A 15153-nucleotide genomic window follows, 5' to 3' on the forward strand; every position below is an offset into this window, starting at 1 on the left:
AACTTACTCGCTATGCCAGCCTGGCTAGGGTATCTATTAAGCAGCAGCACAGCGCCACCCCTCAGGTGATTCTTCAAAGAAAAGGCGGTCATTCTTGAAGGCGAATCAATAATAGCCAAGGCAATTACTCTGTGCAGCTCTTCGACATCGTCAATAGCAACGCCTGGCCCATACTCAGTCTCGTATTCTTCAAGTACACATTGGGCAGGCCACAACTTCTGTAGTGATACATGCCGCATCTCCGCTTGCTTTAGTGTTAAGGGTAACTTCAGAAACTATCCACTCAAGACATAGCTCCCTGCTGTTGTATTGATGGCAGTGCTGATCAATAAGAAACCTAATAAAATTATAGATAACAAGTGACAACCTGCATTCAACTACATGAATAAGACACGCAACACCCATCGTCGACATGGTAGATCCTGTATTAACAATACTTATGAAACCTACTGCCACGAGCCTGGTTATAACTGGCCACTCACTTTACATTTAGGTTAATCCAACTACACTGAATATAGAGAAGCTCAATTGCTTCTCTGACCGCAAAGCCCCGACCCCATGGGTCTGGCGGCATAGGTCAGAGGCCAGCCACCTTCGGGTCGCTGGCCTTCCAATGTGCTCAAATTGCACTCAAATCGGCAGAGGCGTTTCTGTTTTTACCACACGTATCACGAAATTACTGTGAATATCCTTTACGAACGGCAGGCTCTGCAATTGCCGCAATAAACTTTCATAACCCTGCAAATTACTCACCACCACTTCCAGTCGGTAATCGGCGGCACCTGACACCAGGTAGCAACTGATCACATTGGGCATTTTCAGCACGGCCTGTTCAAACTCATCACTGGCTTGGTCATTATGATGACTCAAACGCAGATCGACAAATACCGTCATACTCAGATTCAATTTCACTCGACTCAGTGAGGAGTGATAGCCGGTAATGATGCCCGCCTCTTCTAATGCGCGCACCCGCCTTAGGCAGGGTGAAGGTGACAGACTCACCTGCTCGGCCAGTTCAACGTTGGTGAGGCGTCCATTACGCTGCAAGCAGACCAAAATACGCATATCTGTGGCATCTAGTGATAATTGAGGCATATAAAATTAAAAACCTGTATTAAATTGGCATTTAATACCAATTATACACGATTTAATAGTCAAATTAGCAAGGACATGCCCGTCTTTTCAACGCCATAATAGGCTGTAACCTCAGTCTGTCATTAAGGGAAAAAGCGATGAACACAACCTTGCCTGCTTATCGATACACCGCCACAGGTACTGCCATGTATCTTGGTATTGCTGCGGCCTTACTGACTGTTTGTATCTGGTCGGGCTGGTTAATCGCGGTACGTTTTTCCAGTGGCTCAGCCCTCACAGCATTTGATCTGGCGATGATGCGTTACAGCCTACCGGCGTTGCTGTTGTTACCGTTTATGTGGCAAGCCAGAATCGCGATACGCCGCACTCACTGGTTACACCTGATCGGCATCAGTACCGGGGCTGGCATACCCTTCTTCTACCTGAGCTCCACCGGTCTGGACTATGCACCCGTCGCCCATGCGGGGTTACTGATACCTGGCACTTTTCCCGTGTTCGTGACGATGATTGCGGTCCTGATCTACCGGGAGACCCTTACACGACACAGGTTGATTGGATTGAGCCTGATTATGGCAGGTGTTACTTTGCTAATGTTTTCATCATTGGTCCAGCAGCAGGCCGATGTTTTGAAGGGCGATCTGTTACTGCTCGGTGCCAGCTTTTGCTGGGCACTGTTTACCGTATCCATGCGCGTGGCAGGTCTACCGCCACTGGCAGCGGCAGGCCTGCTTTGTTGGGTTTCCACTCTGATACTGGGGGTACTTTATCTGTTTGGCTGGGTAGAGAGTGGTTTAACTCAAGCTAGCCAGGATGAACTGTTACTGCAATTGATCATGCAGGCACTTGGAGCGGGATTGTTGGCGGGCTTTTTTTACGGCTTTGCGATTAACCGTCTGGGGGCGGAAAACACCGCCGCTATAGGTTCACTGACGCCAGTTATTGTGGGTCTCGCGGCCATTCCGCTACTGGGAGAACACTTGAGCCTTGCCGCTCTAGCGGGTATGGCGTTTATCTGCTGCGGGGTTATTAAAGCCAGCGGCTTCAGCCGCCACAAGCAAAAAACGGCAGCAATCATTCCGGCCCCGCGTGATGAGACCGACCTGTTAGCCTCTCGCTAACAGGTCGCAAAAGCGCTGCACATCCTCATCGGTGGTGGCAAACGAGGTGACCAGGCGCACGAAACGTTGATTAGCGCCGCATCGCTGTCCGGCGGGTAATGCACTCAGCCCCCAGTCATAGAACACAGCACCAGCTGCCTCTAGCTCCTCAGCCAGTTGGCTCGGCAGCAAGGCAAATATTTCATTAGCCTCTACTTTCCAGGCCAGCCTGACTCCCGGTGTGTTCTGCAAAGCACTGGCCAGCACCTGTGCATGCTTATTGGCTTGTGCGGCCAGAGTTAACCAGTGCAAATCTTTGAGCCAGGCGACGACCTGAGCACCGAACAAGCGTCCTTTGGACAACAGATGCCCAGTGCGCTTACGCCGATGCACAAAGCCCTGCGCCAGACTCTTATCAAAGAAAATAACCATTTCAGCACTGAGGCAGCCATTCTTGCTGGCACCCAGACAGAGCACATCAACCCCGGCCTTCCAGGTCAACTCGGCCGCTGAACAGCCCAGGCTCGCCAGTGCATTGGCAAAACGCGCACCATCCATATGTACCCGCATACCTCGCTGGTGCGCCAGACTCGCCAGGGTCGCAACTTCTTCCGGACTGTAAACCTGGCCTGCTTCATTGGCTTGAGTCAGGCTCAATACACCCAATAAGGGATTGTGTGGTACATGTTGGCTCTGAGTAGCCAGCAGTGCTGAAAAGTGTTCCGGGGTTATCCTGGATTCGCCGTCAGCGATGCTCAATAACCTGGCCCCTCCGGTAAAGAACTCAGGTGCTGTAGACTCATCTACCAGAATATGCGCCTGTGAGTGACAGACAATCACTTCCCAGGGTTGCACCATCGAAGACAATGCCAGGCAGTTGGCTGCCGTACCACTGGCGACAAAAAACACCTCACAGTCGCACTCAAATGTAGTTTGCACGGCCTTGACTGCAGCGGCTGTCCATTGATCCTCACCGTAGGATGCACAGATACCCGTATTAGCTTCAACTAAGGCTTTAAGCACCTGCTCCGAAGCCCCAGTTTGGTTATCACTACCAAAATACATTAAAAACCTTGCCCCTTTTGAGTGACTTAGTCAGATGACTCTTTAGTTGCGTCAGTTGCGTCGTTTGACTCATCAGTATCGACTGACTTTGAAGCGCGAGCCTCCTGCTGTTTTTTCCTGGCATTGAGTTTGCGGATCTTATCAGCCAGCGGACCAACGGTTTGAGAACCGCGACGTCCCGATGCTTCGTTTCGTGCTTGCTGCTCAGCTTCCAGACGTGCTTTCTCATAAACGGACAGGTGCTTTTTGCGTTTTTTCTGCGCCTGCTGTTTGCGGCTGGCGTAACTGTCCGGATCAGATAGCCGTTCTTTTTTCTTCGGCGCGGTTTCCATCAGGATCACTTTCACCGACTTGCGCTGTTTTTTAATGCGTGTCATTACTATTTTCTCCGGTCGCGGCTGCATTTTCAGCTTCAAGCGCGGCAAGCCGGGCCGCTTCATCTTTTTGCTGCCATTCGGTAAGGGTTTCAAAACTGATGCGTCCCAAGGTACCGGCTCGCATCTCATTAATCAGTATTTCTGACGCTTTATGTCTGTCTACCACCCCACCGGGGCGCAAACAGCCGCGCTTTCGGCCAATGACATCAAGTAGATCATCGGCAATTTCCGGCAGGTCTGTCAAACGGTAGCGCGCTCTCAGATTATCGGCATAATGATCCAGCATAAAGCGTGCGGCAAAGGTGGCAACCAACTCGTGCTCAATGGCCGTGTCTTTAATCGCACCACTTGCTGCCAAGCGATAGCCTGAATCCGGATCTTCAATTTTTGGCCAGAGTATACCCGGTGTATCAGACAGCGCCAGCCCACCCTGAACGGTGTAACGCTTCTGTTGGCGCGTCACTGCTGGCTCATTACCGACTTTCGCAAGTTTACGCCCCAGTATGGCATTCAGCAGCGTGGATTTACCCACATTGGGTATGCCCATAATCATCGCTCTGACCGGGCGCTCAGCTTTGGCTCTGGTCGGTATCATTTGCTTGCAGATCTCTGGCAGGCGTTTGACTAACTTCTGTTGTGATGCGTCCAGGGCAATGGCCCGCACACCTTCCTGACTATTGAAATGTGCCAGCCATTCTTCGGTAATCTGTGGATCTGCCAGGTCCTGCTTGTTGAGGATTTTCAACACCGGTTTACCTTTGCGGAGTTGATTCACCAGTGGATTTTCGCTGGATCGCGGTAAGCGGGCATCCAGTACTTCGATTACCAGGTCTATTTCACTCATCACTTCAGCGATCTCTTTACGCGCTTTGTGCATATGACCTGGGAACCAGTTGATTTGACTCATAGTTTTCAGACTTATATAACTTAAAGGGATTCAGTGCTACAAACTAGTGCGCTCTTACTGCAAACATTATACACTTTCATGACAACACTCCTCAGTAGAAATTAAGGTTTTCCTTCAGTATGGGCACACAGGCGCAAATTCTTCTTACCCGACAACCGATTTTTGATGCCCATCAAAAAGTTGTTGCCTACGAATTGCTGTGCCAAAGTGAATCCATGCAGCAATTGGTCAGCGCCGAAGATGATAGTCTGTCGTCAGCGGCTGTACTGGATGCCTACACCAGTATCTCAGATCAGGGTGAAGTCAAAAGAGTACCCGCTTTTATTTCACTGTCTTTTGCCTTACTTAAACAAACGGGTCTGCCAGGTCTGCCAAAAAAGCAGGTCATTCTTGAATTCAGCCTTAAAGGCGCTGAACCCAAAGAGGCACTGCGCAATCTATTGCCACTGATAAATGAGGGTTATCGGGTTTCAGTCAGTAACGTTGACGACCCCCAAGCCTTTTCTTCACTATTGAAGCTGGTCTATCTGATTAAAATCAGTGTGGATGGTAAAACACCCACCGAAATTCACGCCTTGCGACAACACCTGGCGCCCTGGAAGCGGCCGTTGATGGCCACTCATATCAGTGATTATGAAACCCTGGAACTGTGTGTATCCAGCAAGTTTAGTCTGTTTCAGGGCAATTTTCTCAGCAAACCCCGCGCGATGGCGGGACAAAAGGTCAAAGCTAATCAGGTGGTTTTGATTCAGCTACTACAGATCCTTGGCGATCCCAAGGCAACGCCGGAAAAAATTGAAAAACTGATTCTGCAAGATCCAGTTCTGACTTATAAACTGTTACGTATTGTTAACTCGGCAGCGTATGCACTGGTTAGAGAAGTGGAATCAGTTGCTCAAGCTGTTGTACTGCTTGGACTTGAACAAGTACGTAAGTGGGCAACCGTAATTTCATTGGATGCCCATACCGGCAAACCAGAAGAGTTGACACGCAACCTGCTGACGCGTGCGCATATGTGTGAACTGATTGCCGTACAGCAGAAACGTCAGCCAGCCTCTTCCTACTTTATGGTGGGAATGATGTCCGGTATTCACTTACTCTTGGACATACAACAGGATGAGCTGTTAGAACAGCTCCCCTTGGCCGACGACATAAAAGAGGCCATCAGCCAATACAGCGGTCCACTGGGTAACATATTATCTCAGGTGATGAGCTATGAAAGTGGTGAATGGGATAAGTTACCAGCTGACTTTGACGGCGAACTGTATGAAAACGCCTACCGTGGCGGCTTGAAGTTAACTAAAGACTCTATGCAAGCCTTGTACGAAACCACAGCTAGCTGACAGACATCAGAACACCTGATGCCTGTCAGCATCCTGCCAGGCTGGGAAGCTATCTCTAAAACTATTCAGTGCCGCTTTATGTAACTGACAGGTTTCAATAAAAGCCTCGCCTTTGGGATAATCACACTTAGGCTCTCCTTTAAAATCAACCAGCATTGAGTCACCGCTATAGTGATTACCTTTAGCGTCGTCCCCCACTCGATTAACACCGATGACATAGCATAAATTTTCTACTGCACGTGCCTGAAGCAATATACGCCAGGGGTGCGCACGTGGTGCCGGCCAGTTAGCCACACAAACTAACAAATCGTATTCAAATGGCTGTTCGGAGGATGATTGCTGTCGCAACCAGACGGGAAAGCGCAAGTCATAGCAGACACTAAGCAAGATGCGAAAACCGTTTAACTCAACTACGACTCTGTCCTGCCCCATGGCATAGCGTTGGTGCTCACCCGCCATACGAAACAAGTGACGCTTGTCATAAAATTTCAGTTCGCCGTCCGGTGTTGCCCAGATCATGCGGTTATAATATTCTTCGTTTTGTTTTACCGCTACGCTACCGGTAATGACACAGCCCCGCTGAATCGCCTGAGCACTCATCCATTTAACCACATCACTTTCGTCGAAGGGCTGTGCCATTTCACGAGAGTTCATAGTAAAACCGGTGGCAAACATTTCTGGTAAAACGATCAAATCGGTAACATCTGATCCTGTATCACCTAGCATCGCATCAATACGGTCACAATTTTCTACTGGATTCTCCCAGCGCAGATCACATTGCACTAATGTCGCTCGTAAGGATGAGTGCAGGGATGACATAAATGACTCCTAGACTTTTTTGGTCAGATCGGTGCTGAAATGCTTACCCATTTCCAGCGCAATCCGGCATTGTACCAAAAATTGGTTAAACACTCTGAAATCACGATCTTCAACCGGACCAGCCGTTTCAGTTTTATCGGCATAGAGTAAGCCCAGAGTTTTACCAGATACGGTCAAGGGTGACACAATCAACCCTCCAGGCCTAATACTTTGCAGATAATCATCTGGCAAGCGATTCTGCCAGCCGGGATCACGGGCATCAGGCACCAGCAACGCAACCCCGCGATCCATAATATGAAAGAACAAGCGACTGCTTTTGTCGGCCCTGTTTAGCTGGAAGTAACTCATCACCGGGTCCAATTGCTCACCTTCAAGGAGTTTAGCAACCAATTGCTGGCCAGCATTTACACTGAGACAAAATACTACTCGTTCCAACGAACAACTGGCTTCGATGCCTTCAACGCAGGTCAGCAATACCTGGGTTGTGGGTGCCTGCCCTGTCATCAGCTCATTCATTTTTTCCAGGTATTTCAACTGCAGCTGATTGTATTCTGCCAGACGCTTCTGTTGCTCAGCAGAATAGGCATCATCCTGATTTTTTCTGGTGCTTTGCTGCTCCTGCCGTGCATGCACGTAAAATGATACCTTACGGCTGAGCTCATCAAGTGATTCATTACCACTGGCGGAAACCGGCGGAATTAACGCACGGTGCGACAATCCATACTGATCAATATGATCGCACAACTGCCGCACTGAATGGTGCAGTGTTTCTTCAAGCTTTTCGGCAGGTTGGCGTGTCAGTTCTGACATCAGCTTCAACTGCTCAGTATATTCATCCCCTTCCAGTTGCGGGGAACGCTGGTAAACCTGTTCAAATAACTGATGACAGCCGGAAACAATTTGCTGATTGAGGCGTTCCTGTTCAGATACTCCCGGTTGTGGTTCACCCGTACGCAAACTACTGACCACACGTTTGGAAAACCCCCAGCTCTGAATCAAATCCCGCCCAAGCGTTAAAAATTCACCACCCAGAGTTTGCTGTTGAATATTTACCCAGCTCAAACGGCGTTGTTTACGCTGTTCCAGCATCGAGAGGTATACATCAGGCAGCGTAAAAGCGACAACAATCTCACCCAGACTGAACAGCAAACCACAAATATAGGTTTCCTCAACATCATCGATACCGGCACTGAGTGCCAGATCACGTGCGGTGGATGCATTTAACACAGCGGTAACCAGCAGGTCTTCCACTCGGCTGTTCGGTTCTTTTTCACCGAAACTTTCAATCAGCTTTAATGTCATGCAGAGGTTACGTATACGTTCAAAACCTATCAGCACCACAGCACGTGAGATAGCCGTAATTTTGCCACTGCCACGGTTATAATGATTGGAATTAGCCAGACGCAGCAACTTGGTAGTCAAATTAGCATCTTTCATCACCGCGATGGCCAGCGCCATGGCATCGGTATCGCCAGCGCTGCTGATCTGACGAATATGATTAACCGTTGCGCTAAATACTGGCAGGTCACCCAATCGATCAAGGCGAGCGTAGATAGTATTTAAGGTTTCCTGATACTTCAAGGAGATACCACACTTATCGATAGTGACAGTTTTAATGTTGTTATAAGATTCAGCATAGTCTCAAGCTCTGAGCGACTCAAGCAAAACTGACTAATCCAAACGTCGACCCTGATTCAATCTGATGACCTGATCATAGCGATCCAGGCCTTGTAAATGATGTGTGATAATCAACAAAGTTTGCCCTGGTCGGTAACTGAATACTGCATTCATAACCTGTGTAGCAGTGTGAATATCCAAGCCCTCCGTGGGTTCATCCAGAATCAGTATCGGAGCAGCCTTTAACATAGCGCGGGCAATACCCAGACGCTTACGCTGCCCACCTGACAAGCGATTGCCACCCTCACCCACTTCACGATTCAGTCCGTCGTCACCGAGCATCTCGGTCATACCCAGTTGCTCCAGTAACTCCAACATCTGCTCATCAGTGGCTTCAGGATCAGCCAATTGCAGATTAGAACGGATGCTACCGGCAAACAACTGTACCGGTTGAGATAAAACCGCCATCTGATCACGCAATTGCTGTTCAGGGTAGGACTCAACAGCCACACCGCCCACTAACACACGCCCTTGCTGGTATTGCCAAAAGCGTGATAACAAATTGATGATTGAGCTCTTGCCACTGCCCGTATGACCCACCAGTGCAACCTTTTCGCCAGGGTTCACCTGTATAGACACCCCCTGAAGTACCAGGGTGGCGTCATAGGCAAAATCTACCTGATCAAGCTGAATCTCACCCGGGCTAGTGACCAGCACGGACTCTTTGGGAAACAACATATCGGAACGTTGAGAGGTGATTTCCTGCAGATTCTCGGCAGCAGCGCGCGTTTTACCCAGGTACTGATAAGCCAGCGGCAGTGATGCTACAGCTTCAAAGCTTGCCAGCACACAAAACACCACCAGGGCCAGCCAGGCCGGTGACAGCTGCTCTGTGGTTACCAGATTGACCCCAATCATCAATGCCAACAGTGTGGTCAGTCCAGCGGCCAGCGTCATCAGTGCCGCCGTCACACCACTGACCAGACTCATTCGCAGCTGTGCTTGCAATAAAGTCTGTTGAGACTGCTGTAATTCCTGTTGCTGTTGATTCAGGGCTGAATACACATGCAGTTCTGCCATTCCCTGCACATAGGACAAAGTTCTCAGACGCAGCGAAGAGGCATAGCCAACCATTTCTCGTCCAGTCACAGCACCGAGCTTATGCCCTAACATGGGAATCAACAGACCCGACACCAGTAGGGCAACAAACAACAAGGTCCCCAGCGAAGGTGCGACCCACCCAAGGAACAAAGACACCAGTATACCCGTGACCAACGCTACCAGACTGGGAGAAAGTACCCGTAAATACAGGTTATCCAGTGAGTTAATATCCGTAATCAAACGATTCAGTAGATCAGCTGTACGATAGTGTCTCAGACGTGCTGGATTCAGTGGTTCCAGGTGGGCGTAAAACCAACTGCGCAGCTGTGCCAGCAATCTAAAGGTCGCTTCATGTGTAGTAACCCGCTCAAAGTACCGTCCTGCTGTTCTGGCTATAGCAAAACCTCTGACCCCCCCACCCGGGGTCATGTAGTTAAATGCCTGCGCTGATACCACTGAAACCCCAGCTAAAGCAGTTGCCGAAATAAACCAGCCGGAAAGGGTCAATAATCCGATACTTGACAGCAGCGTGACCAAACCCAAAAAGCTTCCAAACAGCACCCACCACAGATGCGGTTTCATCAAGCGGATAAAAGGCATTAATACTGTCATTAGCTAACCATCTCTTGTAACTGTTTTCTCAAAGCTGCATCAGCTTCAACACACTCACCTTGCTGTAACACACACAAGCGATCGGCTAACCGCATCGTCGCAGGACGGTGTGTCAGCAATAAGGTGGTACGTCCACGACAAAGGCGAGCCAACGCCTGCAACACCAGCTCTTCACTGGCAAGATCCAGGCTCGCCGTCGGCTCATCTAACAGCAAAACCGGAGCATTCTTTAAAAAAGCGCGCGCTAAAGATAAGCGCTGAATCTGACCACCAGAGAAATTGGCACCCGCTTCCCCTACCCGTGTATCCAGACCTTCTGCAAGGCAATCAATAAACTCACTGGCCGCCGCCTGATCGCAGGCGGCTCTGATTTGATCATCGGTCGCTTGCGGATTAGCCATCAATAAATTGTCACGAATACTGCCAGGAAATAACGTCGTGTGCTGACTGACAAACGCGACCTTCTCCATCCAGACTGAACGCGATAACTGAGCCAAGGGAATGGTGCTTATCCGTATTTCACCCTGCTGAGGACAATCAAAGCCTGCCAGCAAATTCAGAACAGTGGATTTTCCTGCTCCGCTAGGACCTACAAGCGCAACACATTCCCCAGGTGCTACCTGTAAACAAAAGTTGTGTAATACTGGCTGGGGTTGTTCCGGATAACTGAAACTGATCTGATGCAGTTTAAGATCTGGCTGGGATTCGGGTAACACTTGTTGACCACCCGATTCCAGATACTCCTGTTCATCAAGAAGATCTATGATGCGCTCAGCTGCCGCTATAGCTTCCTGCTTGGAATGGTAGTGTGTGCCCAGCTCCCGCAAGGGCAAATAAAACTCGGGAGCCAGAATCAACAGAAACAGCGCATGATAGAGTGTAATTTCACCACCCCAACTGCCAAAATCCAGCAAACCTAAAAAACTGAAACCCAGATAAACAGCCAGAATGGCGATGGATATAGAAGCAAAAAATTCCAGAACTGCTGAAGACAAAAAGGCCAGCCGTAATACCTGCATGGTGCGGATACGAAACTCATCAGCATTATCAGCGATAATCTGCTGCTGTTCCTGGCTACGAGAGAACAGCTTAAGTGTGCCTAGACCCTGCACTACATCCAGAAAATAGCCACTCAGTTGCGCCAACGCGCGAAAGTTACGACGGTTAGCTTCCGCTGCACGCGTGCCAACCATTGCCATAAACAAGGGGATCAGGGGTGCGGTTGCCAGAAAAATCAGTACAGCTGCCCAGTTAATCGGTAACACAAAGGCCAAAATAACCAGTGGAATGATGCCTGCCAGTGCCATTTGCGGCAGGTAGCGGGCAATAAAGCCATCCAATGCTTCAACCTGCTCCATTAATAAACTGCTGAGTTCACCACTGCGCTGGCTCTTGCTATAAGCTGGCCCCAGTTGCGCCAACCGGGCCAGTAGTTCAGCGCGCAACCTGGAGCGCACACCAACAGAGGCACGCTGACCGCTCCACTCTCTGAGCACACCCGAGGCGCCACGGAACAATAACGCTAACAACAGCATAACTAAAAGGCCTTTCAGTTCACTGAGCTGAGCGCCCTGAAACAGGGTCTCATTCACGGCACGCGCTAACAAATGCGCCTGCAGTACCAGCATTAAGCCTGCAAAAATACCGGCGGCAATGCTGAGCCGAACCCAGCGTTTCTCATTTCCCAACAGTCCTTTCAACCAGCGGGATGTGTCTCCTGTTGACTCGCGTGTTGTTGCTTGCATCGTTGCTCTTAAATTTTCGTAGGACTGCGGGTTAACTCACTATCGGATCAGCGCCACACAACGGCCCGCCAATCCACGGGCCTGTTCAAGTCGCTGGGTGTTCTGCAGTGAGTCACTGGATTTCCCACGCATCGTGGCAATGCGTGGATTGTTTACCATCGGCCTAGTGCTTAAATAGTCCAATACCTCAAGCGCCTGCCGCGGCTGATTGCAGACCAGCACCATATCACAGCCAGCATCCAAAGCTTTTTGGCAGCGTTGCGCATAACTTCCAGCAATACTAGCACCTTCCATAGTCAGGTCATCACTGAATATGACCCCGGAAAAGCCCAGTTGTTTGCGAAGTTTTTCTTTTAGCCAATAAGACGAAAAGCCCGCAGGTTCCACATCAACCTGACTATACACCACATGGGCAGGCATAATTGCATCCAGGCCATGTGTGATCAAATACTTAAATGGTTGGATATCGGACTGTTCAAGATGGGCTTCGTCACGCTCATCAACAGGCAACTCCAGATGCGAATCCGCTTGTACCCAGCCATGTCCGGGAAAGTGTTTACCGGTTGCCGCCATACCGGCTTCATGCATACCCTGCATAAAGGCCAGCGCCAACTTGGCCAGGGTTTCAGGGGTAGATGCGAAGGCTCGATCGCCGATAATGGAGCTTTGCTGCCAGTCGATATCCAACACTGGGGCAAAACTGATATCGATATCAAAGGCCCGCAACTCGGCTGCCATCAGCCAACCCAGCTCATGCGCTGAAACACAAGCCTCGACTGGATCCCGTTGATACATGCGCCCCAGAACAGCCATCGCCGGTAGTCTGGTAAAACCGTCACGAAAACGCTGTACCCGCCCACCTTCCTGATCAACAGCGACAATTAAATCGGGTCGTATCGACCGAATCGCTTGCATCAGTTGCTCAAGCTGAGCCGGATCAGTGTAGTTACGACTGAATAAAATCAGCCCGCCGACTTCCGGTTGTTGCAGGGTGATCGCTTCTTCGGCGGTCAGCGATGTGCCAACCAGGTCCAGCATCAAAGCGCCTGTTGCCATGTATTATCTCACTCAGCTGTAATGCTGACCCGACAGCCCGCCGGGATCAGTTCAAAAAGTTCAATTATATCGGTATTGCGCATGCGTACACAGCCATGTGACATAGGTAACCCCATAGGTTCAGTGTCTGGGGTGCCGTGAATATAGATGAAACGACGCATGCTATCGACCCGGCCTAGCCGGTTAATACCGCGTTCCAGGCCGCACAACCAGAGAATACGGGTCAAAATCCAGTCTCGCTGGGGATAACGTGCGGCTAAGGCCGGTGTGTAATACTCACCGGTAAATCGACGACCGACAAACACCGCATTTGCGGGTAAGCCTGCACCAATTTTAGCACGAACATAATGCAGACCGACGGGCGTACAACCACTATTTTCAGTATTTCCAACACCCTTTAGCGCCGTGGAAACGGCATAACTACGAATCAGTTCGCCTTGAACAAACAACAAAAGTCGCTGTTCGGCAACCGAGATGTGAAGGGTTTCAGCGGTCATCAGATACGGCAGAAATAGGTTTTTTCACCACGTGCTTGCATGCCTGCAGCCAGTACCGGAATCATACGATGTAAAATTCGCTCTATTTCGGCACTGTCTTTGAAACTGCTTTTTTCCAGCGTCAGCAGCATATGGTAGTTAGACAACGTAAACACTATCGAACCGAGCAAGAAATGCAAACGCCAGAAAAACTCATTATCTTCCATGGGTGCCGCATCTTTACGCAGACAATCCATGAACTTTTCCAGTCGATGCCAATACTCAGAAATGAAGAATTCACGCAGCTCTTCCTGATTTTTCATATACGCCAGCTCTAACAGACGCATAAAAACTGACAGCGAAAAAGTATTTATCTGGCTTACATTCAGCAGCGCACGCATCAGAATTTCAAGCAGTTCTTCAATGCGAACAGGTGAAGGGTCAAGCAGTCGATCTTCAAGCGCTGCCTCAATGTCATCACAGAGCGGTTCCATCAGGCGCTCACAGACAGCATTAACCAACCCCTGCTTAGAGCGGAAGTGGTAATTAACTGCAGCCAGGTTTACATCAGCGGCTGAGGTTATTTGTCGCATGGTGGTTTCAGTGAAACCCTGCTCTGCAAACAAGGATTCTGCTGCCAGAATAATCCTTGTAGCGGTTTTCACTCGACGTTTCATCACCATCTTCCGTACACTCCCTTAAAGACGAACCTGCGTTTGAAACTATTTAGAGCCTATTATACAAAATTTACGCTGAATGTCAGTGATAATGATTACATTAAGGGCCGCTGACTGATTCGCTGCCACCAACGCAACAACAAACGGTCAGAAGAATCCGCCGCCAACTCACCCAACCTGTCCTGCAAGCCCTTTTTATGCTCATAACTGACTTTATACAGGTCAGATTCTTCAGCCGCTTGCGTCAGATATTCATCACTGGTGGCCAATTGGTCCACCAACTTCTCCGCAAGGGCCTGGCGACCATACCAAATTTCACCGGTTGCCACTTTGGCAATATCCAACTGAGGACGATACTCGCTTACAAAAGTTTTGAATAATTGATGAGTTTCTTCCAGTTCTTCAACAAACTTTTCCCGCCCCTTATCGGTATTCTGGCCAAATACAGTTAAGGTGCGCTTATACTCACCCGCCGTCAGTATTTCGTAGTCGATATCGTTTTTCTTGAGTAAGCGATGAAAGTTGGGTAATTGCGCAACCACACCAATCGATCCCACAACGGCAAAGGGTGCGGCCAGGATTTTGTTGCCGATACACGCCATCATATAACCACCGCTGGCAGCGACCTTGTCGACACAAATAGTCAGATTAATCTGTTTACGCCGTAAGCGCTCCAGTTGCGAGGCGGCAAAGCCATAGGCATGTACCATGCCACCAGGGCTTTCCAGGTTCAGCACGACCTCATCCTTCTCCGGGCGAGCAATGGCAAGGATAGCGGTGATCTCTTCGCGCAGATGCTCAGTGGCCGAAGCGCTGATATCGCCATCAAAATCCAGCACATAAATGCGTTTTTTATCAGTTTCTTCCAGCTCACCTTTTTTGGCCGCTTTGCGACGGGCCTTGGCATCCGCTTTTTCCTGTTTGCGCTCTTGCTTGATGCGCTGACGCAGCAACTCATCATCCAACACCGCTTCTTCCAGCGCTTCGTACATCTCCTTGTACTTGTCATTAAGATTTTTTACTTCAACATGCCCTTCAGACTGCTGATGACGACGGCGACTGACCAGACTCGCCGCAACAATTATGACCAGCAAAATTGCTAATACCAATGTCAGTGTTTTGGCCAGAAACAGGCCATATTGTGTCAGAAAATCGATCACCATCTT

Annotated in this window: 14 protein-coding genes; 2 read left to right on the plus strand and 12 right to left on the minus strand. The window is 49.6% G+C overall.

The annotated features are described in order from the left end of the window. Nucleotides 1–630: 630 nt before the first annotated feature. On the minus strand, nucleotides 631–1095 hold the full coding sequence (locus tag F5I99_RS09750; RefSeq protein ID WP_151055521.1) for an Lrp/AsnC family transcriptional regulator: 465 nt from the start codon (nucleotides 1093–1095) through the stop codon (nucleotides 631–633). A gap of 137 nt (nucleotides 1096–1232) precedes the next feature. Between F5I99_RS09750 and F5I99_RS09755 the strand changes: the two genes are divergently transcribed. Continuing rightward, nucleotides 1233–2213 carry a DMT family transporter gene (locus F5I99_RS09755; protein WP_151055523.1) on the plus strand — a complete coding sequence of 327 codons (981 nt, stop codon included), beginning with the start codon at nucleotides 1233–1235 and terminating at the stop codon, nucleotides 2211–2213. Here F5I99_RS09755 and F5I99_RS09760 read toward each other — a convergent pair. Genes F5I99_RS09760 through ylqF form a run of 3 tightly spaced genes read right to left on the minus strand, consistent with a single transcriptional unit; the run spans nucleotide 2199 to nucleotide 4541 of the window. Beyond that, entirely contained in the window at nucleotides 2199–3257 is a 1059-nt protein-coding gene (locus F5I99_RS09760) for a threonine aldolase family protein (protein ID WP_151055525.1), read from the minus strand. The two genes, F5I99_RS09755 and F5I99_RS09760, sit on opposite strands and share 15 nt — an antisense overlap. 26 nt (nucleotides 3258–3283) lie before the next feature. Further along, nucleotides 3284–3634 (minus strand): hypothetical protein, encoded by a 351-nt coding sequence (locus tag F5I99_RS09765; protein WP_151055527.1) that lies wholly within the window; start codon nucleotides 3632–3634, stop codon nucleotides 3284–3286. After that, a complete protein-coding gene (gene ylqF / locus F5I99_RS09770) occupies nucleotides 3621–4541 on the minus strand; it encodes a ribosome biogenesis GTPase YlqF (RefSeq protein WP_151055529.1) in 921 nt (306 codons plus the stop codon). The genes F5I99_RS09765 and ylqF overlap by 14 nt, the downstream gene beginning before the upstream one ends. Nucleotides 4542–4660: 119 nt before the next feature. On the opposite strand from ylqF, the gene F5I99_RS09775 reads away from it, so the two are divergent. Next, nucleotides 4661–5884 (plus strand): EAL and HDOD domain-containing protein, encoded by a 1224-nt coding sequence (locus tag F5I99_RS09775; protein WP_151055531.1) that lies wholly within the window; start codon nucleotides 4661–4663, stop codon nucleotides 5882–5884. Nucleotides 5885–5890: 6 nt separating this feature from the next. Here F5I99_RS09775 and F5I99_RS09780 read toward each other — a convergent pair whose 3' ends face one another. The 8 genes from F5I99_RS09780 to sohB form a co-directional block, all read right to left on the minus strand. After that, entirely contained in the window at nucleotides 5891–6703 is an 813-nt protein-coding gene (locus F5I99_RS09780) for an amidohydrolase (RefSeq protein WP_151055533.1), read from the minus strand. A 9-nt stretch (nucleotides 6704–6712) separates the two neighbouring features. Beyond that, nucleotides 6713–8284: an HDOD domain-containing protein gene (locus F5I99_RS09785; protein WP_191905828.1), complete on the minus strand. Its 1572-nt coding sequence runs from the start codon at nucleotides 8282–8284 to the stop codon at nucleotides 6713–6715. 90 nt (nucleotides 8285–8374) lie between these two features. Beyond that, nucleotides 8375–10033, minus strand: coding sequence for a heme ABC transporter ATP-binding protein/permease CydC (gene cydC, locus F5I99_RS09790; protein WP_151055537.1), 1659 nt, complete (start codon nucleotides 10031–10033; stop codon nucleotides 8375–8377). After that, entirely contained in the window at nucleotides 10033–11778 is a 1746-nt protein-coding gene (gene cydD / locus F5I99_RS09795; RefSeq protein ID WP_151055539.1) for a thiol reductant ABC exporter subunit CydD, read from the minus strand. Before cydD ends, cydC begins: the two co-directional genes overlap by 1 nt. Before the next feature lie 39 nt (nucleotides 11779–11817). Next, nucleotides 11818–12834, minus strand: coding sequence for a beta-N-acetylhexosaminidase (gene nagZ / locus F5I99_RS09800; RefSeq protein WP_225307366.1), 1017 nt, complete (start codon nucleotides 12832–12834; stop codon nucleotides 11818–11820). 8 nt (nucleotides 12835–12842) lie between these two features. Further along, entirely contained in the window at nucleotides 12843–13331 is a 489-nt protein-coding gene (locus tag F5I99_RS09805) for a L,D-transpeptidase (protein ID WP_151055541.1), read from the minus strand. Then, nucleotides 13331–13987, minus strand: coding sequence for a TetR/AcrR family transcriptional regulator (locus F5I99_RS09810; protein ID WP_151055543.1), 657 nt, complete (start codon nucleotides 13985–13987; stop codon nucleotides 13331–13333). The genes F5I99_RS09805 and F5I99_RS09810 overlap by 1 nt, the downstream gene beginning before the upstream one ends. Before the next feature lie 95 nt (nucleotides 13988–14082). Next, nucleotides 14083–15150, minus strand: a complete 1068-nt coding sequence (sohB, locus tag F5I99_RS09815; protein ID WP_325062987.1) for a protease SohB — start codon at nucleotides 15148–15150, stop codon at nucleotides 14083–14085. Nucleotides 15151–15153: the final 3 nt, after the last annotated feature.

The organism is Nitrincola iocasae (genome assembly GCF_008727795.1).
In the GTDB taxonomy this organism is placed as follows: Bacteria; Pseudomonadota; Gammaproteobacteria; order Pseudomonadales; family Balneatricaceae; genus Nitrincola; species Nitrincola iocasae.